Genomic DNA, 26594 nt, shown 5'->3' on the forward strand with positions numbered 1-26594 from the left:
CCCTGTCGGGTCAGCCGGTGAGGTTCTTGCAGCGGCCCTCGGTGAAGGCCGTCATGCGCGCTGCCGGCGACAGCTTCGCCAGCTCCTCGCGCGTGAGTTGGGGCTTGGTGCCCTGCCCGGCGCGGGCGCCGCCGTCGCCGGTATCGGCGAAATGGGGCGTGCGTGCGGCCGCAGTGCCCAGGTAGGGCTTGGACTTGATCAGGGCACCGATCGCGTCAGCGATCTCGTCGGCGTCCACCGCGCCATCGGCGCCGACCTCGAACGCGTCCAGGTCGAGGAAGGTCAGCGCGTCGGCCGGGTCGGCGAGCTGGCCCTTGGCGGCGGCGCGGATCTCTGCCCGAAGAATGCGCTCGTTGGCCTTGGCAAGGGCGGCCTGCTCCAGCTCGCGGGCCTTGCGGGCCTCTTCGTCGGTCGTCTGGGCGGCGTCGCGTTCGGCTTCGGCCTTGCGCCGTGCCTCCCGCTCAGCCTTGTAGCGCGCCTTCATGGCATCCAGCGCGCGCTTCCCGGCGTCACCGAGCTGGTCCGCACCCTCAGGGTCGGCCTCCTGCTCCTGGCCGTGGTCCTCGGTCCGGCCGCTGCCCTGCTCCTGGTCCTCGTCAGCGACGGAGGCGTTCTCTTCGGTGGGCATTGCGCCCTCCTTTCATGGCGAAGGGCCCGCATTGCGCGGGCCCTGATGGTCGGTTCAGAGGTGGTCAGTAGATGTAGCCGTACCGTTTCAGCATCCGAATGACCTCGTCTCGGTCGGAAGCGACCTTGTAAATGGCCTCCGGAGTCAGGCGCGGCGCTTTCGTGCGCCACCCGCGCCCGCTGTGCCCGCGCGGCAGCTCGCCTCTCTCGATCGCGCGCCGCAGTTCCCCCTGCACGAACGGCGTCGAGCGGCGCCGGGTGCCTTCGTAGGTGGCCTGCACCCGCCGGCCGAAGACGTCGGCGGTGTACAGCCCACCGCGACGGACGTTGACGACCTGGGCGATGTCCGCGCCGTCGCGGATGGCCTCCGCACCGGCCTTGGTGTAGAGCCGGTCCTGCTCGGCTTTGGTCAGGCGCTCGAAGTGCTCGCGCGGATCCTCCACGTAGGTCCGGGCGAGCTGCTTCCAGCGGGCTTGGCGGGCCATCGGCACGTGGTAGCAGTGACAGCGCCGGTGCCGGCGAAAGCCCTGGTTGACGGCGTAGACCCGCCCCGCCAGGATCGAGCAGCGCGCGCAGGCGCCCGCCGAGCACATTCGCACGTATCCCGCGCACGCCCGATCCGAAGCGATACGCGCCCCGGCCGCCGAGCGACCGGCGTCGGCGACCTCGGAGCCGGTGATGTTCAGCAGCTCGGCCAGTCCCCGCTCGAACGCGGCGCCTTCAGGGATGCCACGGCCGATGAGGGTCTTGGTGGTGATCAGCGGCTGGTACAGCAGCGACTCCAGCGGGCGCCCGTCGGCCGCCCGCCCGGCGAAAGCGGCCGTCCGGATGCGTCCGTCCGGGTCCGGATCGACTCCCTGAGCGGCCAAGATCGCGGAGACGTAGGTGTCGGCGCTCTCGGCGGCCTGTTCCTGCATCGCGGCCACGATGGCCCACAGCGCGGCGGCGTGCAGACGCCAGTACAGGTCGATGTCGGCGCGGGGCATCCGGCGCCACCACTGCGCCGCCAAGCGCGACGCGGCGGCGGCCAGACGGTTCTGGCGCCGGTAGTAGGCAGCGGCCAGGCTCTCCACGCGCACCGACCCGCGCCGCTCGGCAACGGTCGTGTCCGTCACTCGTCCTCACCTCCCGCGCCGACCGTGGCGAATTCGGGGGCGGGCTTGGGGTTCACCAGCGCCGAGATCGGGTCGGCGTCCGCCTCGCGTTCCCGCATGGCCATCAGGTCAGCGATCTCGGTCGGGGTCAGCCCGTAGCGGCCGGCCAGCCACTCGAAGGGGAAACCGATCTGGCGGAGCTTCAACAAGGCGTCGGCGAGCTGGGCGGTGTTGCGCGATTCGGCATCAGCCCACAGCACTTCGCCCCCGACCAGCGCGTCCGCGCGAGCGCTCTCGCCGCGGGCCAGCGCGATGAGCTGGAAGACCTCGCGCAGCGCCTGGCCGTACCAGAGCTGTTTCTCCTGCACCTTCTTGACCAGGCCCGTCTCGGCGGCGATCAGTGCATCCCCGCTCAGGTTGGCCATGCGGCCGATCAGGTAGTGCTGGGGGGTGCGGGTCTGGGCGGCGATGTGGCCGACCGCTACCTCGATCACGTCGGTGTAGGCGGTGAGGTTGGCCGCCGGCCACGAGCCGATGCGCGCGTCCTTGTTGCCGAAGAACATCACCCGCCCGGCGGCGAACTTCTCCAGCGGCACCGGCCGATCACCGACCTTCTGCCCGTTCTTGTCCAGGATCGGGGTCTTGGGCGGCTCCTGGCCCATCATCACCCGCGCCGGGAAAGCAGCACCGTCCGCAGCCGTAAACAGCTGCGACCAAAGCAAGTTGAGGGCATCCTGCATAGCGACGGTTCCGGACACGTCCGAGATGGGATCATCCGCCAGCAACGGCCGGTTGGGCAGCTCGACCATCGGCACCACACCCAGTGGGTTGGGCTGCGGATTGGGCACTCCCTCACCGCGGTCCACGGGCTCCCACGCGTACAGGAGATCGTCGACCTGCTCCATGATCAGTGACTTGCGCACCAGCGTGCCCAGCGCCGGCCGCTGCAACTTCCACACCTCATCGGGCAGATACAGGGTGGCGTACTCGCGCGAACCGTCCTGCCAGGTCTTGAGCGCTGCCCGGCGCCTGCGGCGTGAGCCGGGCTCGTAGGCGACGATGGCCTGCCGGGCGTCCTCGAACGTCACCCGCGGCACGTCCGGAGCGTCCGGGTCGCCCCACACCAGCGCGAAGGTCCGCGCCGCCGTCCCCGCCCCGGTGAAACTCAGCTGGGAATCGGCATCAAGACCGTTGCGTTGCCACACCGACCACAACTCCCTGTCCGCGCCGCCCCCGACCGGCTTCACTCCGGTCACCGTCAGCCGCTCCACAGGGCTGTCCGCGACCGGTTGCGTCCAGTTGTCCGCAAACCCCCGGTACTGCTCCTCGAAGTACTTACGGAACTCCGCCGAAGCGAACCGCAGGGGGTGCTTTCCGCGGTAGTAGTCGACGTGCTTTTGGATCTCTGGTGTCCGTGCCTGCAACTCCGAGATGAGCCGGTCGGCCAGGGCCTGGGCCTTCCACAACTCCACTGGCCGCCTCCTGTCAGTCGATCCATACGTATGCGTTCTCTTCGCCCGCGGCGCCGGCGGCGATGGCGTCGCGGCGGGCTTCCCAGGACAGGCAGCCCGCCATGGCCGCGTCGATCTTGCGCGGCGAGTCGTGGCGGTCTTTCTGGATCGTCCACATCGGCTTGCCCTCGTCGTCCTTGACGCGGGCGTCGCGCTTGACGGCGTGGCCGATGTGCTGGGCCAGGACCTCGTCGCCGTCGTGGCTGATCTCACCGGCTGTCATGGCCGTCCGGTACGCGCGCAGCGCGAAGGCCATCGGGCGGGCGCGGTGTGTCCACCACTCGGCTACCAGGGAGCTGCCCCACCGCCCCTGCCAGGAGGCGACTGTCTCCTCCCACCAGGGCGGGTCCGCGTACAGCCGCACCACCCGCCAGGTGTCGAAGGCGTCCTGGAGTACCTCGGTCACTTCATGCTCGGGCACCTCCCAGGCATCGGCCGCCTGCTTGTTCGCGGGCGCTTCCCAGATCCCCAGCGGCCACTGGTGGCCGCTGGTCAGGTGGGTGGCCACCAGGGCGGTCGCATCGCGCCACCGGGCCCCGTCGAACCCGATCGTGATCGCCTCGCCGTCCGCCACCACGAATCCGGGCCGGGCCAGCTCGTCCCAGCGGGCCCGGTCGAAAGCGCGCGCGGAGGCCGTGCCCGGCTGGTTGAGGAAGTAGCGGCGGGCGTCGGCCGGATCGGTGTCCGGCTCCCGGATGTCGGAGGCGATGCGCTCCAGATCCATCCAGCCGGACGCGTCGCCGTAGACGTGCTTGAGGGCCGGCATGAGCTGGGCGTCATTGTGCAGGTCCTCCACGTGCGGCGCCTGGCGGTGATCGAACAGCAGCCCCCCGTCCCGCACCTTGCCCTTCTTGATGGCCTTGGCGTACTCGTGCGTCGCCTCGGCCACGCTGTTCTCGCCGACCGCGTACATCGTGGACGTCTCCAGCGACCACGGCTCCGCCGCCCGGCGCTTGACGAGGTTGCGGCGCACCGTCTTGTGCATCGCCCGCAGTTCCGGCAGCACGTACAGGTGCGTCTCGTCGAAGACGGCGAAGGTCTCCTTGCCGCCGTCCTTCGCTGCGCCGGAGGAGGTCGAGGGGACGATCTCCCCGCCGCCCTCGATGTAGATACGGCTGGAGGTCTGCGCGCTGCGGCCCAGGTCCAGCCCCGGGAACTCGTCGCCGTAATGCTCGCTGAGATGGTCGAGCATGGCGGTGACGTTGTCGTAGGTGTTGCCAGACTGATTCTCCTCGGTGGCCAGGCACCGGATGAAGGGGTACGTCTGCGGCCGGCCCACCGGATCGCCGTCCGCGTCGAAACCGTCGAACCGGCACGGTCCCAGCGCCTCGAAGCACACCAGCGCCCCGGCCAGCTCCGACTTGGCGCGGCCCTTCGGACGCGACAGGAACGCGCGGTTGACCTTGCGGCGGCCGGTGAGAGGGTCGAGTTCGTAGGCGCGGACGATGAAGGCATACATCTCGTCGTCGATGACCAGGTCATCGCCCTGGACGTCCCCGGGACCGTGGCACAGGTAGTGCTCGATCCAGTCGACCGCGGCGAACCCGAGCGAAACCAGGCCGTCAGCTTCCTGGCTGGTCATGGACGACCTTCAGGACCCGATCGCGCCGGGACGCGGCGGCCTTGCTCTTGCCCGGGGCCTTGCACGCGGCCGGCTTTTCTTCGTCGGCCACGGTCCAGCGCAGCCGCACCCGGTCCGCCGCCGTACCGCCCAGGGACGATTCGTTGAGCCGGATCTCTGCCAGCAGGTCCTTGCGCGGCTCCTGCCAGTACTGCTCGACGAGCTGAGCGAGCATGTGCAGCCGCTGCCAGTCCGTGGCCAGGAACGCTGCCGCCTGCGGCGCGGTGCGCCACGTCTCGTACCAGGACAGGGTCCGTGTGTCGTAGTCGTGGCCTCCCGGGAGCGGGGGCGTCGGGCCCTCGGGGCCGCTACGGGGAAGGGCGGCGCCCGCGGTGATGTCGGCATTGCGCCGCCGTCGCTGGCTCGGGTCCTTCGGTACCGGTCCTACACCGGCCATGGGTCATCGCCTCCTCTCCAGAGCCAGAGAAGCGGGGTTACGGAACGTGACGGAAAGGGGGCCGGGGAGATCCTCAATCCCGTACACACAGCGGGTCGCCTCTCCGACGGTTCTTTGCAGGAGGGGACAAGGGGGTATCCCCCAGGGGTTTTGTCACTTTCCGTGACGATTTTCGCCGCCCCTGGCCCCGTGGTGCCGCTTCGGGCTCGCACCGGTACCGTCCTCGGCGCCGCGCGCTCGTCGTCTCAGCCGTTGTTCGCTGCGTTCCAGCCTCCTGGCTGAGCTGCTGCTGTGTGTCGCGCGTGGCACGAGGCGCACAGACCGCGACCGCGCCTCGGGTCGTTGGGATCTTCTCCGCGCTGCAACAGCTCGCGCCTGGACAGCGGCCAATGATCAGCGTGCTGGCTCGGTCGCGTACGGCAGATGACGCACACCGGATCACGGTCGAGCACCGGCCGCCGGAACTGCTGCTCGTGGTCGCGGTCGTAGCCGCGCTGGCGCGCGCTGCCGCGCCGCTGCTCGGCCGCTCTCCGGCAGGTGGGGCACCGGCCGCCGGTCGTCACCTCGGGGCAGCCGGCCGTGGGGCAGATGGACAGGGCACGACGAGACACAAGCGGCTCCTCCCTACGGGCACGCTGGGTCCGCTGCTGGTGGTATCGCTTGCTGCTGTACCGCGAGCGACGCGCTGCACAGCTTCACGCTTGTCGGGCCGCAGAGGCGTAGACGACAGTGCCCTTCGCTGCGCCGGGACCCGGGGCATGGCCAGTCAGACGGGGGGCTATGCCTGATCAGGCTGGGGGTGTGTCCGAAGGGAGAGGGGGCTGCTCGGGGATGGCGACGTCGGCTGAGGCGGTGGGCAGGGTGGGCAGGAGGGTGAGGGCGTCGCCGTGGTGGAGGGTTCCGCTCGGTTTGGTGGTCACTGCGTTCGCCCTATCCGGTCGCGGATTTCGTGGAGGTCGACGAGGGCGCGTCCTCGTGGGTCGTGGCCGTGGTGGGTGAGGTGGCCGCGATGGAGCCAGAGGCGGATGAGGGCGGGGCGCAGGTGGTAGTGCCGAGCGGCGGCGACGGTGTCGCAGGTGATGGGTGTGGTTGAGGACACGTTCGTCTCCGTTCCGCCCGGGGCATGGCGAAGGCCCCGGGCGGGGTGTCCGCTCTCGGGGCCTTCAAGTAGTGGTTGGGCATACGTGTGCCGGTGTCTGTGAGTGTTTCAGACGGCGTGAGGCGCAAGCAACTGCTGGTGTCAGTGACCTGGTGGTGGTGTTTCTTTGCGGGGGCGGCCTGGGGTGCGGTGGCGTTGGCTGTTCCAGCTTTCGATTTGGTCGAGGTCCCATACGGGGCCCTGAGCTAGTTCGGCGAGCGGGGAGGGTGCGCCTGGTTTCTTCAGGGCGCGGGCGGCTGCCTGTTTGGTGATGCCCATGGCGTCGGCGGCCTCGGTGAGGCCCGCGAGGCGGAGGGCGGGGCGTTTACTTCCCATTGCTGTTTCGGGTCCAGATGAATGCGGCGACGGCTAGGGCGAGGCAGATGGTGATGAGTGCCCAGTGGGCGGTCTCGCTCATGGGGAGGGGGTTGGTGACGATGATGGCGATCAGGGGGATGATCGGCAGCCATGGGCGGCGCAGTGGCATGCGGGTGCTTCTCCTGTTCTTGTTGGCGGGGCGCGGGGTGTGGGAGTCTTCGAGGGGGAGGGCCGGGGCGCTTCACTCGCCCCGGGCCTCCCTTTCTCCTAATCCTGGTCGTCTTTTCGGCCTCTTTCGCGTCCTGCCCTGTAGGTGAGCCACAGGGTTATCAGCGGAATGATGACCTGGGAGATCCAGTTTCGGATTTCCTCGGAGATTTTCACTCCCACCTCTTTTCTGTTGTGTCTTCAGCATACCCCAAATGGGTTCACGCTGTCACCGTTTTATGGGGCGGTGGGAGTGCCATGCATCACTTTCGCCAGTTCAAGGACATCCCAGCGGCCGCCGCAGAAGGTGCAGCGAACGTGCACGTGTCCGGGCCGGAACCTGAGGCCGTGACTGCAAACGGGACAGTGTCCTATGTGGTGAGACCGCTGCGCCGGGTCGAGCAAGGCAGCGGCCTGGTGGTGCAGTTCGCTGGTCTCGCGGGTGAAGTCGTCCACGGCCGGGTGGCGTTCGGCGGCCCAGGGCAGGTTGAGGCGCAGGAAGCGGGCGGCCTGGGTGATGGGGTCGCCCCGGTAGGCGGGGGGCGGCTGCCAGTCGAGGTGGTCGCACCAGTCGCGTACCCAGGTGTCGAGGTGAGCGGTGATGCCGCCGGGGCCCAGGAGCGAGAGGGCGTCGAGGTTGCAGGGGGCCGGGGAGTGGACGCGGCTGGAAGCCCGGGCGCCGGTGTTGGGACGGGGGCCGGGTTCAAGGATGTCGGCCAACTGCCGAGCGAGGGCGGGTATGCCGGTGAGCTGCTGGGCGGTGCGGGTCTCGCACAGGCGGCACAGGTAGCGGCCCATCTCGTCGGCCCGCAGAGTGCGGGCGCAGTGCGTGCAGGCGGGGGTTTCCACGGGGCTCCCTTGGGTGCTGGGTGCGTGCGGGGTGGTGGGCTACGCGGTGTTGCGGGCGCGGCGGCGGGCGGCTTTGCGGCGCTCGACGGCCCGGTGCGTAGCGGAGCAGGGCGGGCAGGGGGTTTGGCCGTTGCGTACGTGGCGGTAGTAGGCGGCATCGGTGCCGCAGGGCTTGAGGTCGCGGGGTGCCGGGGTGCCGGACCAGCCGGTGGGGCGGTGGCCCGCGCGGGCGCGCTCGTGTTCGGTGGTGCCGCCCCAGGTGCCCCATTCACGCTGTTCGGCGGCCCAGGCGGCGCACGCGCGGCGGTGCGCCTGGGGGCAGGTAGCGCAGACGGCCTGGGCGGTGGCGATGTCGAGAGGGTCGTTGCTGAAGAACACCTCCGGGTTGGTACCGGGCGCGGCGCAGGGCAGGAGGTTGCTTCCGGGAGCAGGCAGGAAGTGGGGCAGGAGCGTGTCGGGGTTCACGGGCAGCCTTCACGGTCGGGGGCGGATGCTTGCCTGCTGCGCCTCGTCGGCGGCGTCGCTCATGGCGGTGAGCACTTCCTTGACGGTGATCGTGTGGTAGCCGGGGCGGCCCGAGCACAGGCGCTCAACGGCGCGCAGGCGGAGCAGGGCGTCTCGCTCGGCGGATGCTGCGGACGGCGCGGGCTCGCCCTGCTGCGCCTTGTCGGCCAGGCGGCGCAGTTCCTGTTCGCCGCTCGCCAGCCCGGTCGCGGGCAGCCACTCTGTCTCGCTCCTGCGGAGCGTCCGCAGGTGGTCGGCGGCCTCGTAGAGCACGGCGGCCCGGTCGGCGGGCGCGGGGAGGACGGCTGCGATCCCGGCGAGCGCCTCGCCCCTCGCGGAAGGCGTCAGGGTGTCGCCGAGCGCGGCTTCAACGGCGCGGAGGGCAGTCTGGGCAATGCGGTCGCGGAGGTTCTGGTCGGTGCGGGACGGGGCGGCTTCCGGGTGGTGGCGCTGCACATGCTTGATCCAATGCGTGGCCGGAACTGGGCCAGCGCCGGGCGGGCAGTGAGGGAAGCGCGCCGGGCGGCCGAGCTGGGCGGCCAGCAGCGGGTTGTCGAGGCAGTGGTCGGTCTCGGGCTCGGCGTTCTGCTTCAGCGACTCGGTGTGATGCCCGTGCTCGGGGCAGGGGCCCGGCTCACCGGAGCACTGCGTGGGGTAGGTGCCGAGGTAGCGGTAGCCGGTGCTGGTGGGCTTGAAGCGGTCGAGGCGAATGCGGGTGCGGCGTCCGGGCTTCGTGTTGTGGCCAGCTCCGCGTGGTTGGTGGAGTTCGACGAGGGCGTGTGTGTCGGCGATCTCGACGATGTGGACCTTGCGGCCGTAGCTGCGCGGGTCGTTGTCCTGCCAGACCTGGCCGGCGGCAGGTGTCGGGGTCTCGGTCATGTAGGGCTCCTTTGCGGTCACAGGGACCAGAGGGTGGGTTGGTGTTCGGTCAGGGGCAGTGCGATCTGTCCGTCGATCCCGGGGACCGGTGCGGTGCTCGGTGTCGAACTCGGCCTGGGGCTTGCGGGTTGGAGGCGCTGCTCGCAGGCCGTGCCGTGTTTCAGCCAGCGGCGGCAGGCGGCGCAGCGCGGGGTGGTGGGCGTCTTGGGGTTCACGTGGTGGCCTCGCTTTCGTGTGGGTGTGGGTGGCGCCGGTGCGGGCTTGTGGGGTGTGGTGGACCGAGCGAGCCGGCCGCCCTGGGCCGACCAGGGGCGGCGGTGTTCGTGGTCACGAGGTCGATCGGTTGGGGTCGGGTGGGCCCAACTACCTGAGGTTGAAAACCGACCTCGTCCTCGTCTTGGGAAGACCTTGGGAAGTACCTGGGTTGTTCGGGGCGCGGTCCCCCGAACCATTCGGGGCGCGGTCCCCCGAACTCATACGGGGCGCGGTCCCCCGAACTTCATCCTCGGTTTCGGCCCCAAGTTCCGGGCGCGGTCCCCCGAACTGGTTCGGGGCGCGGTCCCCCGAACTTCCGCCAGCCCGCCACGCCGTCCCGCGCTTGCCGGGCTTCCTCGCGGTGGACTTCAGGTAGTCCTCAGCGGCGGCCCAGTCGGGGAAGGGGGCGAGGACGAGTGCGTATAGGTTGGCCGCTCCTCGACGTCGCTCGCCACGGATGATGACGACGCCGGCGCGGATGGCTGCCTCCAGGTACCGGCGCGCGTCCTTCTCGTCGGCACAGGCCGCCTTGGCGATGTCCTGGATCCGCATCGGCTTACGGTCGCCGAAGCGCAGTTCGCCCGCCGCGTTGGCCATGGCGCGCAGGGCATAGAGGAGCGTGGGCAGGCCCGATCGCCGGACGGCGGTGGGCATCTGCCGCGTCCACTTCCAGGCGAGGGCGTTGCCGAAGGCGTTCGGCACGCTGCCGGGCGTGGCTGCGGGCTGCTCCTCAGGGCTCAACGCGGTTCTTCTCTCGTGGTGTTGCGGAATCGATGCGGCAACCTCCGGGCCCAAGGCGGCCTTTGATGGCGTGCTGCGGTGCCGGCGGCGAGGACGTGTCGGGTGGGGCTCAGCGGTCGGCTAGGAGGCGGAGGAAGACGCGGGCGGGCATGGTGACGTAGCCGTCGAGCGGGGATGACCTGCCGCGCCGCTTGTGCCACACGGCGCCGATGTCGGCCCTGTCGGTGCGCATTTCGGCGGCGAGTTCGTCGAGCCAGGCGGCCAGCTCCAGGCGCGCGGTGTTCTTCGCCTCGATCACGACTCCGGGCAGGCCCGCGATGTCACCCCGGTCCTGCGCGCCGCCCAGGGCCCGGCGTTCGACATGGGGGTGCCCGTGCTCCCGCAGAGTCCGCACGATCGCCGTCTCCCACGCGGTGCCCTTGCGCTTGGACGGGTTCACATGCCCTCCCGGGTGCCGGCAGGCAGGCAGCGGTAGTGGCTGGTGCCGCGCCAGGTGCAGACGATGGAGGAGTGCACGGTGGGGCGCGCTGATCTGGCGTAGCCGGCGGGCTCGATGACGCCGGCCGCGGCGGCGGCCTTGAGTCGCCCGCCCCAGGCGTTGGGGTGTTCGGGTTCGCCGGCCAGCTGTGCGACGTCGGCGGCCTGGAACGTCTCTTCTGGCGGCAGCGCGTACGCCAGCAGCCGGATCGCGTCATCGGCGCGCCTTTTCCAGCCCTGGTCCGCGTGGGTATCGGCGCGGGCTATGCCCCCGTCCTTGAGAACGTCGGCGGCACCGGCCGTCATGCGCCGGCCTCCTGCTCCTGGTCGTCGACGAACTCGGCGTGGATCACGTCCGGCTCCGGCTCTGGCGCGGTGGGCGGGGTGGGGGTGTCGGCCTGGCGGACGGCGCGGACCTGGGCGGTGATGTATTCGGCGCTGGTGGGCACGTACTTGGCGAGCCGGTGCACGGCCGTCTTGGACCACATGGCTGCCTCGTGCAGGGTCCACGGGGAGGACGGCGAGCCGGCGCCCTGGCTGGTCTTCTTGGCCCGCTCGATGTCCGTCTTGTTCAGGACAACCACCTTGGAGGTGGCGCCGTCCTTCATGACCGCGTACGCGTACACCAGCCGCAGCGGCCCGCGGTCTGCCAGGGACCAGTCGATGACGTGCCGGGGACGCTCATCCCGCCCCGGCTCATAGGCGAACTCGTCCCCGTCGTGGACGGTCTCGACGATGACGGAAGAGACTGCGCCGGCCCGGTAGATCAGTTCGATCTCCCCCTGCCAGCCCACGATCCCCTGCACCCGCCCCTTGAACGGGACCAGGTGATATTGCTCGGTGGCCGGGTCCAGGCCCAGGCGGGCCGCGTCCAGCAGGACGGACATCGCCTGGCCCGGATCGTTGGCGAAGGCCTGGCCGAGCTTGACGTCGCGGCGCAGGGCGCCTTGGGCGAGGCGGACGAAGGTCTCCGGCTTGATGTGGGAGGGCAGCACGGTGGCGAAGTCGCCCTTGTGCGCGCCGATCACGGCAGCCGGGTCAGACTGCCGGCGGGCCACCGCCGTGGTGATGGGGGAGGTCATTGGGCGCTGTCCTTCAGGAAGTTCTTGTTCGGGATGAGTGCCTTCGTCGAGCCGTCCGCGTTCGCGGTGCGGGTAGCGACGGTCTGGCCCAGGTGGACGGCACGGCGGGCACAGCCCAACCCGTCGAGGAGGGCGGACGCAGCCAGACGTTTGGCGGCCTCGGCGTCCTTCAGAGCGAGCACGGATGCCCGGAAAGCTGCGGCCACCGTGGCGGACACCTCCGCCTCCTCGTCGCAGAAGACGTCCGGCAGGCGGCGGACCGTGTCGTAGGTGGACACGCTGCCGTCCAACTGCGGACGGTGTCCGGACGCGACGGACGCGAGGAAGTCCTCCGCCGCCTGGCGCATCCTGCCGATGCCCGCACGGTCCCGGCCGAAGCGGTACGTGCGGAAGTCACTGCCCGCGATCAGTACGGCCACATACGCCGTGTCCAGGCCGAGGCAGTCCAGCTGCCACTGCACCTGGCAGTAGTAGGAGACCGGAATGTCCCCGGGATCGTCGGAGCCGTCCGGACCCCAGCCGGTGTCGTAGCGGGCGGTCTTGACTTCCAGCAGGCCACACGTCCGCCCGTCCCCGTCAGCGAGCAGCCGGTCCGGGGTGGCGACCTGATACGCACGCGCCGCCGACCGCCAGGTGCCGGTGTCCAGTACGGACATGTCCGGGTGCGCCTCGGCGAACGCGTCCGCGATGGCCGACTCCAGGCGCATCCCCCAGGACATGGCCGCGGACTGTTTCCGTTCCGGTGTGACCAGTCCGGCCTTCACGCAGTGCAGGGTGTAGGGGGACATCCACGAGGAGACACCGAGAATGACCGCGGCCTGCGTCGCCGTCACATGGTCCGGGCCGTAGTGCAGCGCGTCCCACAGTGCACTGCCCGGCGCCGGGCGCCCGAGCAGCCGCGCGCCCGGCAGACGGACGTCCGCCTCCGGGGGACGGACATTTACGGTCATCATGTGTCCGCCCCCGGCCCGGCCGCATGTCCGCGCAGCGACCACACGTCCGCGCGCGCTACCAGCCGCGTCGCGCACCACCCGGAGCAGGCCATCAGCCCGTCGCGGTCTGCGGAGGCCCAGACCACGAACCAGCCAGCAGGCAGCGGCTGTTCGTTGTCGACCTGCCCGCACCCCTCCGTGTCGCACCTTTCTGTCAGATGCACGGTCCGCCCAGTCACGGCGCCGCCGGCGCGAGCGTGCTTTGCCTGCTGCTGGGCTGTCGACGCCATCAGGCGCCCTTGAAGCGATGGGGGTATGCGACCGGCCGCAAGGTGGCACACGGTCTGTGCACGCCCTAAGGAGTCAGTGACCTCAGCGGCGCTTAGGTCATCGGGGCCGGCGGGATCAGGCATCATGGACATGGTTCCTCCATTCCTTGGGAGGGGCCTCGACGTGCCACCCGCGGCAACGGGCGTCACGCCGATCCCCGGCGGTTTCGTGTGCGCTTTTCAGAGGTGAAATTCAGGCCTGGTGCTGTCGGGGCACACTCTTCGCCTCGGGGCCGCCGACGTAGCGGGCGTAGCAGCGCATCTCGCCGTCGACCGTGCGGGTTGCGGCCTCGAAGGAACCGGCCGGACGGAAGACGACCAGCGCTCCCTTGACGGCGGCGGTCCGGGCCGCTGCCCGCCGGCCGCGCTCGACGATCGCCCATTGGCCCTGGACCTGCCGCAGAGTTGCGGACACTTCTTCCGCCCAAGCGGCGGTCTCTTCATTGCGGGTCTGGGCGGCGGGAAGCTCGTCGACAAAAGTGACTGTGGGCATAGCAATTTCCCTACAGATATAGGAAGTTGGCGGGTTCACCGGGAAGTCTTCTGGAGAGGAACAGCGGTGAGTGCCCTTTCATACGGGCGCATCTCGTGAGCGCGAGCCCGGCGGTCCTGGGCGGTTTCCTCTTTGCAGCTGCTTAACCAGCGCTCCACGGCGGAGGTCTCGTAGACCACGACGCGACAGTTGATCTTCACGAATTCGGGCCCCTCCCCCCGGGCCCGCCAGCGGCGGAGCGTTTCCTTGCACACCCGCAGGCGCTCGGACACTTCGGTGGTGGTTAAAAGGCCGGGCGGAGAGGGGTCAGTGTTCGAATCGTGGAGGGTCGTCATTGAAGCTCCTCGGTGACGGACGGGGCCAGTAAAATCCCTGTTTGTCGGGCTTTTTAGGGCCGACGACGATCAAGGTAGCGGGCGCCGAGAGGGTTCGCCAGCTGTGCGTGGGGTCACAATTCGAACATGTCTCAACATTGCGTAGCGTTGGCGTTTAGAAGACCAAATGGCTCGGGGGAATTTCGCTGCGGGCGAACGCCGGGGCTGAAATCGGCGGGCGGAGAGGTTTAAGGTGCAGGGCTACATAGAAGACCGCTGGATCAGTAAGCGCACCAAGCAGCGCACCGCCCTGCATGGCAAAGGAAAGCGCTACAAAGTCGCGGGCATCCCCGGGGTTCGCGCGCGCAGCTTCGCGCGCAAAGAGGATGCCAAATCGTGGCTGTCGCAGGCCCAAGTCGATATCGGCAGGCAGGAGTTCGTCGACCCGCGCAACGGGGCCATGCTGTTGCGCACGTACATCGAGGAGGAATGGTGGCCTCACAATAGGTACGCGGCGACCACGCGGGACATTGTGCGGAGGCGTGTCTGGAAGCACGTCATTCCGCAGCTCGGCTCCTACCCTCTTGGCAGTATCGCCGCGGCCCCGCTGCGAGGGTGGCTGACGGGCCTGGAAGAGAGCTTGGCGCCGGGAACGATCCGGGCGATTTGGGGTCACCTCTCCGTCATCCTGCAAGCCGCAGTCGACGACGGCCGGCTGGCCAAACACCCACTCAAGGCAAGCCGTTCAGTCAAGCCGCCCGCCAAGCCGGAGCAGAAAGCACGGGCTTGGTCGCGCGCTCAGGTGATGAGCGTGCGCGACGGTCTCCTCGAGCGGAATCGTCTCGCGGTTGACCTCGCTACCGGTCTCGGCCTACGTCAAGGGGAGGTCTTCGGGCTTTCGCCGGAGGACGTGGACGAGGTCAACGGCCTGGTGCACGTGCAGAGGCAGATATGCATGATCGACGGCAAGCTGTTCTACGCGCCACCCAAGGGTGGGAAGACGAGGACGGTAGAAGCGGCTCCCAGCGTCCTGGCGCTCATCAGGCGGCACCAGCAGCGGTGGTCATCGCGCGAGGTCTCTTTGCCGTGGAAGAGTCCGCACGAACCGCAGACCGACCGCCAGCGCGTCGAATGGGCCCCCCGTACTCACCAGTTGCTTCTGACGACGCAGCAGCGCCGGGCGTGGAACCGCGATACCTGGAACACCCGGATATGGAAGCCTGCTCTGGCCTCCGCCGGCCTGATAGTGGAGACCGACCGCAGCAACGGGGCCAGCAGGTGGAGCCCTTCACACGAGTTGGGCTTCCATGCCTTGCGTCACACCTACGCCAGCGTTCAGCTCGAAGCGGGCGAGTCGATCGTGTCGCTGGCCCGATGGCTCGGACACCACGACCCGGCGTTCACTCTCCGTACATACACGCACTTCATGCCGGAAGCCGGAAGCAAGGGGCGAGCAGCTATGGACGCGTGGTTCGGCGGAGCGTGAAACTCCCCAGAAACTCCCTGAGGGCCAAACAAGCCCCCGAACGCTCATAAAAGGCCAGGTCAGCGGCTGTGTGATCAGGTGTGTAAGCAGAAGACCGTCAACCGCATGCCTCCAGTATCCCGCCCCTGAGAGTGCAGCCGGGCGCGGGGACGCCTCCCGGGGACGGTTCGCGCCCTACGGTCGGTGCATGGCCGAATCCGGAGCTTCCCCCGTCCCCTCGCCGTCGGCACGCTCTCCGCTCGCCCGCGCCGGGGAGTTCGTGTGGCTCACCGCGCGCGTGCTGGAACAGCGCCGCTTCACGTACCACTTCCTGGACGGCTCTCCGGCGGCGGCCGACGCCGTGGAGAGCGCCCTGGTCGCCTACCGCAACGCGGACGACGGGTACGGGCACGCCCTGGAGCCGGATCTGCGGGGGCCGGTGAGCCAGCCGCTGCACACCGGGCACGCGCTGCGGGTCCTCGACACGATCGGGCGCTGCTCGGGGCTGCGTGTGGAGCGGATGTGCCGCTATCTGACCGCCGTGTCGACCCCGCAGGGCGCGCTGCCCGCCGTCTGTCCCAGCCAGCGGGGCTATCCGCACGCGCCGTTCGTGCCGGTCGTCGACGACCCGCCGGGCGAGCTGCTCGCCACAGGGCCGGTGGTCGGCCTGCTGCACCGCAACGAGGTGTGGCACGCCTGGCTGTTCCGGGCCACCGACTTCTGCTGGTCGGTCATCGAGTCCCTGACGACGTCGCACCCGTACGAGATCGAGGCGGCCGTCGCCTTCCTGGACGGGGTGCCGGACCGCTCACGCGCGCGGGCGGCTGCCGACCGGTTGGGCCGCCTGGTGCGCGAGCAGCGACTCGCCGTGCTCGACCCCACGCGCGTGGACGAGTGGCCGGTGGCGCCCGGCTACGCGCCGGGGGAACACCACTTCCCGTACGACTACGCGCGGACGCCCGACTCGCTGGCGCGTTCCTGGTTCACGGACGAGGAGATGGCCCGTTCGCTGGATCACCTGGCGAGCGAGCAGCGCGACGACGGGGGCTGGCCGGTGAACTGGCGCCAGTGGACGCCCGGCGCGGCCCTGGAGTCGCGCTCCCTGGTGACGATCGATGCGCTGCGCACCCTGCGCGCTTATGGGCGGCCCTTGTGAGCCGCCCGTAAGGCGCGTGGTGCGGCGGTCGGTCAGCCGGTGAGCGCGCGGAGGCCGGCGGTGACGACGACGGCCGCGGCCACGACGACAAGGAAGGGGGCGCGCAGGAGGAGCGCGACGGCCGCCGCGGCGACCCCGGCGGCCCGGGCGTCCACGGTCAGGGCGTGCCCGTTCTGGAAGGTCTGCTGGGCGGTGAGCGCGGCGAGCAGGGCCACCGGCAGCAGCGCGGAGAGCCGCTTGACGACGGGGCGTTCGAGAACGCCTGCAGGGACGAGCAGCCCGATGAGTTTGACGGCGTAGCAGCCCACGGCGGTGAGGCCGACGGCGATCCAGATGTTCAACGTTCGTCTCCTTGTCGCGCGTCGGGCTGTGCCGCTCCCTGTCGCGTGTCGGTGTCGGGCTGTGCCGCCCCTTGTCGCGTATCGCGCTGTGCCGCGCGCTTCGGGCCCCGTCGGCGGCCTTCCACGTAGAGCACGGCGGGGGCGGCGAGCGCGGCGACGAGGACGGGGACGCCCGCGGGGAGCACGGGGAGCAGCCCCAGGCCGAGGACGACGGCGAGCGCGGCCACGGCCCGCTCGGTGGTCGTGCGGAGCATGGGGGCGAGCAGTGCGAGGAAGACGGCGGGACCGGCGGCGTCCAGCCCCCAGGCGTCGGTGTCACCGAGGGCTTCGGCACCGAGGGCGCCGAGCAGGGTGGTGAGGTTCCACAGCACGTAGAGGGTGAGCCCGGTGACCGTGAAGCCGATACGCGCGCCTCTGCGGGTCTTCTGGGCGAGGGAGACGGCGGAGGTCTCGTCGATCACCCAGTGCGCCGCGAAAGGCCGCACCGCGCGCGGGAGCGCGAGCAACTGCGACAGGCGCAGTCCGTAGAACGCGTTGCGCACGCCCAGGAAGAAGGCGCCGGCCGCGGCCGTGAAGGGGTTGCCGCCCGCTGCGAGCGCGCCGACGAGGGCGAACTGCGAGGCGCCGGTGAAGACGAGCAGGCTGAGCACGCAGGTCTGGAGGACGCTCAGGCCGCTGCCCGCCGACGTCACTCCGAAGGCGAAGCCGGACAGGCCGACGGCGATCCCGACCCCGAGGGCGTCACGGACGACAGCGGCGTCGGATCCGCTGCCGGGTCCAGGAGCACCGGCGGCCGGGTCGTCCGCTGCTCGTATGTCGGTGGGTGTTGTCTGTTCTGCCACGCCGATGACGTTACGAGAGCGCCCTCGGCACGGTCTTGTACGTTCTTGCGCCCTCCGCCGACACCGAGGTCACGCACGCGCGCGATGCGGGCCCCGCGCGCGTGGTCGCGTGCGCCCGTACTGTCGCGCGTTCCCGCCTGATGGCGTTCTCGCTGGTACGCGCCCGGCGGCACGCCGACGATGCGCGTGAAGTGGCGGTTCAGGTGCGGCTGGTCGCTGAAGCCGACGGCGGCGGCCACGTCCGCGGGGGCGGCGCCCGCTTCCAGGAGGCGGCGGGCCTCGCGCACGCGCGCGTTGGTGAGCCAGGCGTGCGGGGGCATCCCGTAGGCGCCCCGGAAGGCGCGCAACAGGGCGAACGGGCTGGTGCCGACCTCGGCGGCGAGAGCTTCCAGGGACGGCGGCTCGGCCATCGCGTGTTCCAGCGCCGCACGCGCGCGTGCCGCCGCGCGGGCCCCGGCCGAGCGGGAGGGCCGCGGGACGAGGGCGGCTCCGTGGTCGCGCAGCAGCCCGGCGAGGACGACGCGCAGGAGGCTGTCGGCGGCCAGCGCGTTGCCCTGCTCGGCCGCCCTGTGCACCTCGGTGATGAGCTCGGAGGCGCGCGGGTCGGTGACGATGGTCCGCCCGAAGGCCGGCGTGCCCCGCACCGTGGTGGTCTCGGCGGCGATCTCGGCGACCACGTCCGCGGAGGGGTAGAGGGTCGCGTACGACCAGCCGTCCGGGCCGCCGGCCTTCGCGGTGTGCGCCACCTCCGGATTGATCATGACGACGCTGCCGGGGCCCGCGTGCACCGTGCCCTCGCGCAGGCCGACGGTCTCGACGCCGCTCGTGACGGCGCCGAGGACGTAGCCCTCGTGGCTGTGGCGGGGGAAGGTGTGCCGCAGGTAGCGGGCCCGGAGCAGGTCGAGGCCCGGCACCTGCTCGTACCGCCAGTGCCGCGCCCACTCCCGCTCGCCCGCCATCCCTCCATTCTGCGTCACGACACCCCGCTGAACTAGCCGTTTTCGCAGGTCACGGCGTTTGTCAGTGGCGGGGTGCAGGATGGGGGCATGGTCAGGCCCAGGCAGGGGGCGCACGGCTCCCGCAGTGTTCTCGAGGGGTTCTCCCCCGCGACCCGCGATTGGTTCACGGGGGCCTTTCCCGCGCCCACGACCGCGCAGGAAGGCGCCTGGCGGGCGATCGGCGAGGGGTCGGACGTGCTGGTCGTCGCGCCGACGGGGTCCGGCAAGACGCTGGCCGCGTTCCTCGCCGCGCTGGACCAGCTCGCCTCCACGCCGGCGCCCGCGGACCCGAAGAAGCGCTGCCGCGTGCTGTACGTGTCGCCGCTGAAGGCGCTGGCCGTCGACGTGGAGCGCAATCTCCGCAGTCCGCTGACCGGTATCCGGCAGGAGGCGGTCCGGCTCGGGCTGCCCGAGCCGGAGGTGAAGGTCGGCATCCGGTCGGGCGACACTCCCCCGGCGGAGCGCCGCGCGCTGGCGACGAGGCCGCCGGACATCCTCATCACGACGCCCGAGTCGCTGTTCCTGATGCTGACGTCGGCCACGCGCGACGCGCTGACCGGCATCGAGACGGTGATCCTGGACGAGGTGCACGCGGTGGCGGGCACCAAGCGGGGCGCCCATCTCGCGCTGTCCCTGGAGCGCCTGGACGAGCTGCTGCCACGCCCGGCCCGCCGGATCGGCCTGTCGGCGACGGTCCGCCCGGTGGACGAGGTGGCGCGGTATCTGTCGCCGCAGCGCAAGGTGGAGATCGTGCAGCCGCCGTCCGGCAAGGAGTTCGACCTGTCAGTGGTCGTGCCGGTGGAGGACCTGGGTGAGCTGGGCGGCTCCCCGGTGGCCGACTCCGACCAGGGCGCCGAGCGGCCGTCGATCTGGCCGCACGTCGAGGAGCGGATCGCCGACCTGATCGAGGCGCACCGCTCGACGATCGTGTTCGCGAACTCGCGCCGCCTGGCGGAGCGCTTGTGCAACAGGCTGAATGAGATCGCCTACGAGCGCGCCACCGGCGAGGCGATGCCCGAGCATCACTCCCCGGCCGAACTGATGGGCGGCTCGGGCGCGGCCACGGGCGCCCCGCCGGTCATCGCGCGCGCCCACCACGGGTCGGTGTCCAAGGAGCAGCGGGCGCTCGTCGAGGAGGATCTGAAGGCGGGCCGGCTGCCGGCGGTCGTCGCCACGTCCAGCCTGGAGCTGGGCATCGACATGGGCGCCGTCGACCTCGTGGTGCAGGTGGAGTCGCCGCCCTCGGTCGCCTCCGGCCTCCAGCGCGTCGGGCGCGCGGGCCACCAGGTGGGCGCCGTGTCCACCGGCGTGGTCTTCCCGAAGTACCGGGGCGACCTCGTGCAGTCGGCGGTGGTGACCGAGCGGATGCGTTCGGGCGCCATCGAGTCGCTGCGCGTCCCGGCGAACCCGCTGGACGTACTGGCGCAGCAGCTCGTCGCCATGACGGCCCTCGACACCTGGCAGGTGGACGACCTGCTGGCGCTCGTGCGCCGGGCGGCGCCCTTCGCGTCGCTGCCCGAGTCGGCGTTCACGGGCGTCCTCGACATGCTGGCGGGCCGCTATCCGTCCGACGCGTTCGCCGAGCTGCGCCCGCGCGTGGTGTGGGACCGCGTCGCGGGGACCGTCACCGGCCGGCCGGGCGCGCAGCGCCTCGCGGTGACCTCCGGCGGCACGATCCCCGATCGCGGCCTGTTCGGCGTCTTCCTCGCGGGCGCCGACCCGAAGAAGGGCGGCGGCCGGGTCGGCGAGCTGGACGAGGAGATGGTCTACGAGTCCCGGGTGGGGGACGTCTTCACCCTCGGCACCAGCTCGTGGCGGATCGAGGACATCACGCGCGACCGCGTCCTCGTGTCACCGGCCCCCGGGGTGCCGGGCCGGCTGCCGTTCTGGAAGGGCGACCAGCTGGGCCGGCCGCTCGAACTGGGCCGGGCACTGGGCGCGTTCCTGCGCGAGGTCGGTTCGATGGAGCCGGACCACGCGCGCGTGCGGCTCGCCGCGGCGGGCCTCGACACCTGGGCCGCGCAGAACGTGCTGGCGTACCTGGCCGAGCAGCGGGAGGCGTGCGGTCACATCCCGGACGACCGCACGATCGTCGTGGAGCGGTTCCGCGACGAGCTGGGCGACTGGCGGGTCGTGGTCCACTCCCCGTTCGGCGCCCAGGTCCACGCCCCGTGGGCGCTCGCCCTGGGGGCCCGCCTCAGCGAGAAGTACGGCATGGACGCGCAGGTCATGCACGCCGACGACGGCATCGTGCTGCGCCTTCCTGACGCCGATCTCATGGGCCTCGACCTGCTCGACCAGGAGCCTTCCAAGCCGGGCCTGGAGTACGACGCCGAGCAGGCCCCCATCGGCGCCGCCGACGTCGCCTTCGACAAGGGTGACGTGGACCAGCTCGTCACCGATCAGGTCGGCGGCTCGGCCCTGTTCGCGGCCCGCTTCCGCGAGTGCGCGGCCCGCGCGCTGCTGCTCCCCAAGCGCAACCCGGGCAAGCGCACGCCCCTGTGGCAGCAGCGGCAGCGGGCGTCGCAACTGCTGGAGGTGGCCAGCGAGTTCGGCTCGTTCCCGATCGTCCTCGAAGCGGTGCGCGAGTGCCTCCAGGACGTCTTCGACGTACCGGGACTCGCGGAGCTGATGGGGGACATCGAGGCGCGCCGGGTCCGCCTCGTCGAGGTCACCACCCCGGAGGCGTCCCCGTTCGCGCGCTCCCTGCTGTTCGGTTACGTGGCTCAGTTCTTGTACGAGGGTGACTCGCCGCTCGCGGAGAGGCGTGCGGCGGCGCTGTCGCTCGACTCGCATCTGCTGGCCGAGCTGCTGGGCCAGGCGGAGCTGCGCGAACTGCTCGACGCGGACGTTCTGGCCGAGCTGGAGCAGGAACTGCAATGGCGTACGGAGGACCGGCGCGTCAAGGACGCCGAGGGCGTCGCGGACCTGCTGCGGCTGCTCGGTCCGCTGACGGACGGGGAGCTGGCGGAGCGGGGCGCGGAGCCGGGCTGGGCGCGGGAGCTGGCGGCGGCCCGGCGCGCCATCCGGGTCCGGGTCGCGGGCGCGGACCACTGGGCGGCGATCGAGGACGCGGGCCGGCTGCGGGACGCGCTCGGCACGGCGCTGCCGGTCGGCGTCCCGGAGGCGTTCACGGAGCCGGTCAAGGACCCGCTGGGCGACCTTCTCGCCCGGTACGCGCGCACGCACGGCCCGTTCACGTCGGCCACGGCCGCGGCCCGTTTCGGGCTCGGCACGGCGGTCACCGAGGGCGCGTTGCAGCGGCTCGCGGCGGCGGGGCGGGTGGTGCAGGGCGAGTTCCATCCTGCGGGCATCAGCCAGGAGTGGTGCGACGCGGCGGTCCTGCGCCGGCTGCGGCGGCGCTCTCTCGCGGCGCTGCGGCACGAGCTGGAGCCGGTGCCGCCGGCCGCGCTCGCCCAGTTCCTGCCGCAATGGCAGCACGTGGGCGGCGGCGGGCTGCGCGGCATGGACGGCCTGGTGCGCGCGATCGAGCAGCTCCAGGGCGCTTCCGTACCCGCGTCGGCACTGGAGAAGCTGGTGCTGCCCTCGCGCCTGGCGAACTACGCCCCGGCGATGCTCGACGAACTCACCGCGTCCGGTGAGGTGTTGTGGGCGGGCGCGGGCTCGCTGCCGGGCAAGGACGGCTGGGTGAGCCTGTATCTCGCCGACGCGGCTCCGCTGCTGCTGCCGCCCCCGCACCCGCTCGAGCCGACGGCCCTGCACCAGTCGGTGCTGGACGCGCTGTCCGGCGGCTACGGTCTGTTCTTCCGGCAGATCGCCGATCAGGTCCGCGCCACGACGCACCCCGAGGCGTCCGACCCTCAGCTCGCCGACGCCCTGTGGGAGCTGGCCTGGTCGGGCCGCCTGACGAACGACACGCTGGCGCCGATGCGCGCGGTGCTCGGCTCGGGCCGCACCGCCGGTTCCACGGCGCACCGCGCGCGCAGAGCGGTGCCGCGCGGGCGTTACGGGAGCCTCACGGCGGCCGCCCGGGCCTCCTCCCGCACCGGCCCGCCGACGGTCGCCGGCCGCTGGTCGCTGCTGCCCGCGCCGGAGCCGGACGCGACGGTCCGCGCCCACGCCCTGGCCCGCACCCTCCTGGACCGGCACGGCGTGGTGACCCGCGGGGCCGTCGCCGCCGAAGGGGTCGAGGGCGGCTTCTCGGCGACGTACCGGGTTCTGTCCGTCTTCGAGGAGAGCGGGCAGGCACGGCGCGGATACGTGGTGGAGGGGCTCGGCGCGGCCCAGTTCACCATGGACGGCGCGGTGGACCGCCTGCGCGCCGCGGCGAACGCGCGGGAGCGGGGCGCCGCACCGCCCGATCCGTACGCGGCCGTGGACGCGCCGGGCAGATCGGCGGCCGCGCGGGCGCTGGTGCTGGCGGCGGCGGACCCGGCCAACGCGTACGGGGCGGCCCTGCCCTGGCCCGAGCCGCCGACCGGAGCGGGTCACAAGCCCGGGCGCAAAGCCGGCTCCCTGGTGGTCCTGGTCGACGGGGAGCTGACGCTCTACATGGAGCGCGGCGGCAAGACGCTGCTCGCGTGGCCGTCCACGGACGGTTCCGCCGAGGCTCCCGGCACCCCGGCCCAACTGGCGGAGGACCCGCGCGTACCGGCCGCGGCGGGCGCGCTCGCGGACGCGGCCCGCTCCGGCGCGCTCGGCACGATCACCGTCGAGCGCGTCAACGGCACGGCGGCGCTGACCTCCCCGTACGCCCCGCTCCTGGAAGCGGCCGGCTTCCACGCGACGCCGAGGGGGCTGAGACTCAGGGCGTAGGAGACCTGGCCCCGGCCAGCTCTGGCCCCGCCCGGTCCCGCCCCCGGCGACCTCGCCCCCTCACCCCGCACACACCACTCACCCCGCACCGCCACCCCGCCCCACCTACCCTGATGACATGCCCGAAGGAGACACCGTCCTGCAGACCGCCAAGCGGCTGGACCACGCGCTGGCGGGACAGGTGCTGACGCGCTACGACCTGCGGGTCCCCCGTTTCGCCACGTCGGACCTGCGCGGCCGGACGGTGTTGGACGTCACCCCGCGCGGCAAGCACCTGCTGACCCGCGTAGAAGGCGGCCTCACCCTGCACTCGCATCTGCGGATGGACGGCTCCTGGCGCGTCTTCGCCGCAGGTGAGCGCTGGCGCGGCGGCCCCGCCCACCAGATCCGGGCGATCCTCGGCAACGCGGCCCACACCGCCGTCGGCTACCGCCTGCCCGTGCTGGAACTGATCCGGACCAGCGACGAGCCGAAGGCCGTGGGCCACCTCGGCCCCGACCTCCTCGGCCCCGACTGGGACCCGGACACGGCCCTGCGCAACCTCCTCAGGGACCCCGCCCGCGAACTCGGCGAAGCCCTCCTCGACCAGCGCAACCTCGCCGGCATCGGCAACATCTACAAATCCGAGCTGTGCTTCCTGCTCCGCACCAGCCCCTGGCAGCCCGTCGGCGCCCTCCCCGCCGAGACCGCCGACCGCATCCCGCCGCTCGCCAAGAAGCTCCTGGAAGCCAACCGCGACCGCCCGAACCGCGTCACCACCGGCAGCACCCGCCCCGGCGAACGCCTCTACGTCTACGGCCGCGCCCCGCGCCCCTGCCTGCGTTGCCGCACCCCGATCCGGGTGGCCGACCAGGGCGACGGCTCCCGCGAACGCCCCACCTACTGGTGCCCCACCTGCCAGCCGGGCCCCGCCCCCACCCGCTGACCTCACCCCGGCCGGCCTCCTCCCCAGCTGACCCGCACCGCGCCCAGCCGCCCCGCACGCGCAGTACGAACCCGCCGCACGCCCATAACCACCCCCCGCACGCCAATTGACGCCCCGTCAGAAAAGCTCGTACCGTCCCCTCATGCCCGTCAAGGCGTACGACCTCACCGGACGCACCGCACTCGTCACCGGCGCCGCGAGCGGTATCGGCCGCGCCTGCGCCGTCCTGCTCGCCGAAGCGGGCGCCACCGTGCACTGCGCGGACCGCGACCCGCAGGGCCTGCACGAGACGGCGGCCCGCATCGAGGAACGCGGCGGCACGGCCCACACCCACACCGTCGACGTGAGTGACCGCGCACAGCTCGCGCAGGCCGTCGCCGCGACCGTCAGCACCTCCGGCGGCCTGGACATCCTCGCGGCGGTCGCCGGGATCATGCACAGCAGCCCGGTCCTGGAGACACGCGACGAGGACCTGGACCGCGTGTTCGCCGTGAACTTCAAGGGCGTGCTGTACGCGTGTCAGGAGGCGGCCCGCGCCATGATCGCGGCGGGTACGCGGGGCAGCATCGTCACGATGGCCTCAGGCGCCGTCGACACCGGCGGCCCGGGGCTGCTCTGCTACGGCGTGGCCAAAGCGGCGGTCGTCCAGCTCACGAAGACCCTCGCCACGGAAGTCGGCCCGCACGGCATCCGCGTCAACGCGGTCGCGCCCGGCTGGATCCGTACGCCGATGACGACCCGGCACGACGAGGACGTACAGGCCCACACCGAGGCGCTGATGGTACGGATGTCCCCGCTGGGCCGAGTGGGCGAACCGGACGACGTCGCGCACGCGGTACTGCACCTCGCGTCGGACGCGGCGGCGTTCACGACCGGCCAGATCCTCCGCCCGAACGGCGGCGTCGCCATGCCCTGGTGACCACACCACCCCAACCACCCCCACCGGCCTCACCGCCCCCACGGCCCCCACCGGCCCCCACCGGCCCCGCCATTTTGGTCAGCCTCACCACCCCCGCCAGCCGCACCACCCCGACCAGCCGCACCGGCCCCACCGCTCCCCTCCCCCGTACCGCCCACCGAAGAACCCGCCCCAGCCGACCCCACCTCAGCAGAACGACCCCGCACCCGCCCCCACAGCCCCGCCCCCACACCCCGCACCACCCGTACCGCAACAAGCCGCACGCGCCGCGCCCCATGCCTGCCCGGCGCCCCCGCGACCCCCGCAGCCCGCGACTTCGGCAACGCGTGCACCGGGAGCAGACTCAGCCCCCAGCCGCCGGCCGCGACGGCACCCTCGAACGCGCCCGCGTCAGGTGCGAAGGCGAGCCGCAGCACACCCCACCACCACAGCGCGCCCAGTACGAGCACCGGTATCCAGCGCAGCGTCCGCCGTGTCACCGCCGCCACCTCCACTGACCTGACGCACCTTCGCGCCTCCGACCACCGCCGCCAGACCCACTACCGCCCCACAGAGCCCTCAGACCCCACGGACTCCACGGACCCCGCAGCCACCACCGGCCCCGCAGGAACCGCCAAGCAACCCAGCGTCACCGCCCAGGCGACCCAAGGTCACCACCCAAACGGAACCCGCTCGCCCGCACCGCCCCCGAAGCCCACAAGACCACCGCCGGAACAACCCCACCACCCCACCGCGTCCCCCGGAGCGCACACAAGGGGCGCGCCACGACGATGCGTGGCGCGCCCCCGGCTCCCGTGGTGGCGTCCCACCACCCGGCGACCGCGGCCTCAGCCGCTGTGCTCGGCCTGGAACATCCAGTGGTGCTTCTCCAGGTCGCCGGTGATGCCGATGAAGATGTCCTGGCTCACCGGGTCGGCCTCGCCGGTCGCGTCGATCCGCTCCCGCATTCGGGTGATCACGGCACCGAGCGCGTCGACGAGCGTGCCGACGGCGTCCACGTCCTTCACCCAGCCCTCGGCCACGGCACCGATGCCGCTGGCCGCGGCGACGGTCTTGGCGCGCCCGTCGGGCGACACGCCGAGCGCGGACGCGCGCTCCGCCACCGTGTCGGAGTACTGCCGGGCCATGTCGACGACCTCATCGAGCTGCAGATGCACCGAGCGGAACCGGGGTCCCACCACATTCCAGTGGACCTGCTTCGCCACCAGCGAGAGGTCCACCAGGTCCACGAGGGCGCCCTGCAGCGCCTCGGACACGGTCTTCAGGTCAGCATCGGACAGCGGGCTCTTCACGACGTTCATCCGTCACCTCCGTATCGAAACACCATCAACGATGGCACACAGGAACTATTACGGACACATGACGACTTTAGCCATGGACTTCCGTCCCTTCCGTCCCTGCAAA

At 71.5% G+C, this 26594-nt stretch carries 25 protein-coding genes and 1 pseudogene; 5 read left to right on the forward strand and 21 right to left on the reverse strand.

The features are described from left to right. Positions 1-10: 10 nt before the first annotated feature. From ACZ7LY_RS02335 to ACZ7LY_RS02415, 17 genes are all read right to left on the reverse strand, one after another. Complete coding sequence (locus ACZ7LY_RS02335; protein WP_471622574.1) at positions 11-628, reverse strand: hypothetical protein; 618 nt, start codon at positions 626-628, stop codon at positions 11-13. A 64-nt stretch (positions 629-692) separates the two neighbouring features. Beyond that, positions 693-1742, reverse strand: a complete 1050-nt coding sequence (locus ACZ7LY_RS02340; RefSeq protein WP_471622575.1) for a VG15 protein — start codon at positions 1740-1742, stop codon at positions 693-695. Next, positions 1739-3193 (reverse strand): phage portal protein, encoded by a 1455-nt coding sequence (locus tag ACZ7LY_RS02345; protein WP_471622576.1) that lies wholly within the window; start codon positions 3191-3193, stop codon positions 1739-1741. Before ACZ7LY_RS02345 ends, ACZ7LY_RS02340 begins: the two co-directional genes overlap by 4 nt. A 13-nt stretch (positions 3194-3206) precedes the next feature. Then, positions 3207-4814: a terminase gene (locus ACZ7LY_RS02350; protein WP_471622577.1), complete on the reverse strand. Its 1608-nt coding sequence runs from the start codon at positions 4812-4814 to the stop codon at positions 3207-3209. Then, a complete protein-coding gene (locus ACZ7LY_RS02355; RefSeq protein WP_471622578.1) occupies positions 4795-5250 on the reverse strand; it encodes a phage terminase small subunit in 456 nt (151 codons plus the stop codon). Before ACZ7LY_RS02355 ends, ACZ7LY_RS02350 begins: the two co-directional genes overlap by 20 nt. Positions 5251-6166: 916 nt before the next feature. Beyond that, positions 6167-6349, reverse strand: coding sequence for a hypothetical protein (locus ACZ7LY_RS02360; RefSeq protein ID WP_471622579.1), 183 nt, complete (start codon positions 6347-6349; stop codon positions 6167-6169). 364 nt (positions 6350-6713) lie between these two features. After that, positions 6714-6875: a hypothetical protein gene (locus ACZ7LY_RS02365; RefSeq protein WP_471622580.1), complete on the reverse strand. Its 162-nt coding sequence runs from the start codon at positions 6873-6875 to the stop codon at positions 6714-6716. Positions 6876-7150: 275 nt separating this feature from the next. Then, on the reverse strand, positions 7151-7762 hold the full coding sequence (locus ACZ7LY_RS02370; RefSeq protein ID WP_471622581.1) for a hypothetical protein: 612 nt from the start codon (positions 7760-7762) through the stop codon (positions 7151-7153). Between the two features lie 39 nt (positions 7763-7801). Continuing rightward, a complete protein-coding gene (locus tag ACZ7LY_RS02375; protein WP_471622582.1) occupies positions 7802-8227 on the reverse strand; it encodes a WhiB family transcriptional regulator in 426 nt (141 codons plus the stop codon). Positions 8228-8236: 9 nt separating this feature from the next. Next, the gene (locus tag ACZ7LY_RS02380) at positions 8237-9145 is read right to left on the reverse strand and encodes a hypothetical protein (protein ID WP_471622583.1); all 909 of its coding nucleotides are present in this window, start codon (positions 9143-9145) and stop codon (positions 8237-8239) included. A 363-nt stretch (positions 9146-9508) separates the two neighbouring features. Beyond that, a complete protein-coding gene (locus ACZ7LY_RS02385; RefSeq protein ID WP_471622584.1) occupies positions 9509-10102 on the reverse strand; it encodes a hypothetical protein in 594 nt (197 codons plus the stop codon). 148 nt (positions 10103-10250) lie between these two features. Beyond that, entirely contained in the window at positions 10251-10580 is a 330-nt protein-coding gene (locus tag ACZ7LY_RS02390) for a hypothetical protein (protein WP_471622585.1), read from the reverse strand. Continuing rightward, on the reverse strand, positions 10577-10924 hold the full coding sequence (locus tag ACZ7LY_RS02395; protein ID WP_471622586.1) for a hypothetical protein: 348 nt from the start codon (positions 10922-10924) through the stop codon (positions 10577-10579). The genes ACZ7LY_RS02390 and ACZ7LY_RS02395 overlap by 4 nt, the downstream gene beginning before the upstream one ends. After that, a complete protein-coding gene (locus tag ACZ7LY_RS02400) occupies positions 10921-11700 on the reverse strand; it encodes a recombinase RecT (protein ID WP_471622587.1) in 780 nt (259 codons plus the stop codon). Before ACZ7LY_RS02400 ends, ACZ7LY_RS02395 begins: the two co-directional genes overlap by 4 nt. Then, on the reverse strand, positions 11697-12653 hold the full coding sequence (locus tag ACZ7LY_RS02405; protein WP_471622588.1) for a YqaJ viral recombinase family nuclease: 957 nt from the start codon (positions 12651-12653) through the stop codon (positions 11697-11699). Before ACZ7LY_RS02405 ends, ACZ7LY_RS02400 begins: the two co-directional genes overlap by 4 nt. A 501-nt stretch (positions 12654-13154) precedes the next feature. Beyond that, entirely contained in the window at positions 13155-13454 is a 300-nt protein-coding gene (locus tag ACZ7LY_RS02410) for a hypothetical protein (RefSeq protein WP_471622589.1), read from the reverse strand. Positions 13455-13489: 35 nt separating this feature from the next. Then, entirely contained in the window at positions 13490-13789 is a 300-nt protein-coding gene (locus ACZ7LY_RS02415; RefSeq protein WP_471622590.1) for a helix-turn-helix transcriptional regulator, read from the reverse strand. A gap of 232 nt (positions 13790-14021) precedes the next feature. On the opposite strand from ACZ7LY_RS02415, the gene ACZ7LY_RS02420 reads away from it, so the two are divergent. Further along, positions 14022-15254, forward strand: a complete 1233-nt coding sequence (locus ACZ7LY_RS02420; RefSeq protein ID WP_471622591.1) for a tyrosine-type recombinase/integrase — start codon at positions 14022-14024, stop codon at positions 15252-15254. 187 nt (positions 15255-15441) lie between these two features. Further along, positions 15442-16389: a hypothetical protein gene (locus ACZ7LY_RS02425; protein WP_471622592.1), complete on the forward strand. Its 948-nt coding sequence runs from the start codon at positions 15442-15444 to the stop codon at positions 16387-16389. Between the two features lie 32 nt (positions 16390-16421). On the opposite strand, the gene ACZ7LY_RS02430 is transcribed toward ACZ7LY_RS02425, so the two are convergent. The 3 genes and pseudogenes from ACZ7LY_RS02430 to ACZ7LY_RS02440 form a co-directional block, all read right to left on the reverse strand. After that, entirely contained in the window at positions 16422-16730 is a 309-nt protein-coding gene (locus tag ACZ7LY_RS02430; protein WP_471622593.1) for an AzlD domain-containing protein, read from the reverse strand. Beyond that, a complete protein-coding gene (locus tag ACZ7LY_RS02435) occupies positions 16727-17572 on the reverse strand; it encodes an AzlC family ABC transporter permease (RefSeq protein ID WP_471622594.1) in 846 nt (281 codons plus the stop codon). Before ACZ7LY_RS02435 ends, ACZ7LY_RS02430 begins: the two co-directional genes overlap by 4 nt. Before the next feature lie 143 nt (positions 17573-17715). Then, positions 17716-18531 (reverse strand): annotated as a pseudogene (locus tag ACZ7LY_RS02440) (AraC family transcriptional regulator); the annotation flags it as partial. A gap of 87 nt (positions 18532-18618) precedes the next feature. On the opposite strand from ACZ7LY_RS02440, the gene ACZ7LY_RS02445 reads away from it, so the two are divergent. From ACZ7LY_RS02445 to ACZ7LY_RS02455, 3 genes are all read left to right on the forward strand, one after another. Then, entirely contained in the window at positions 18619-23346 is a 4728-nt protein-coding gene (locus ACZ7LY_RS02445; RefSeq protein WP_471622595.1) for an ATP-dependent helicase, read from the forward strand. Positions 23347-23464: 118 nt separating this feature from the next. Beyond that, positions 23465-24271 (forward strand): Fpg/Nei family DNA glycosylase, encoded by an 807-nt coding sequence (locus ACZ7LY_RS02450; RefSeq protein ID WP_471622596.1) that lies wholly within the window; start codon positions 23465-23467, stop codon positions 24269-24271. A gap of 142 nt (positions 24272-24413) precedes the next feature. Further along, positions 24414-25190: an SDR family NAD(P)-dependent oxidoreductase gene (locus ACZ7LY_RS02455; protein WP_471622597.1), complete on the forward strand. Its 777-nt coding sequence runs from the start codon at positions 24414-24416 to the stop codon at positions 25188-25190. A gap of 827 nt (positions 25191-26017) precedes the next feature. On the opposite strand, the gene ACZ7LY_RS02460 is transcribed toward ACZ7LY_RS02455, so the two are convergent. After that, positions 26018-26491: a Dps family protein gene (locus ACZ7LY_RS02460; protein WP_471622598.1), complete on the reverse strand. Its 474-nt coding sequence runs from the start codon at positions 26489-26491 to the stop codon at positions 26018-26020. Positions 26492-26594 lie beyond the last annotated feature (103 nt).

The sequence above is a fragment of the Streptomyces sp. NPDC107550 genome (assembly GCF_055639095.1).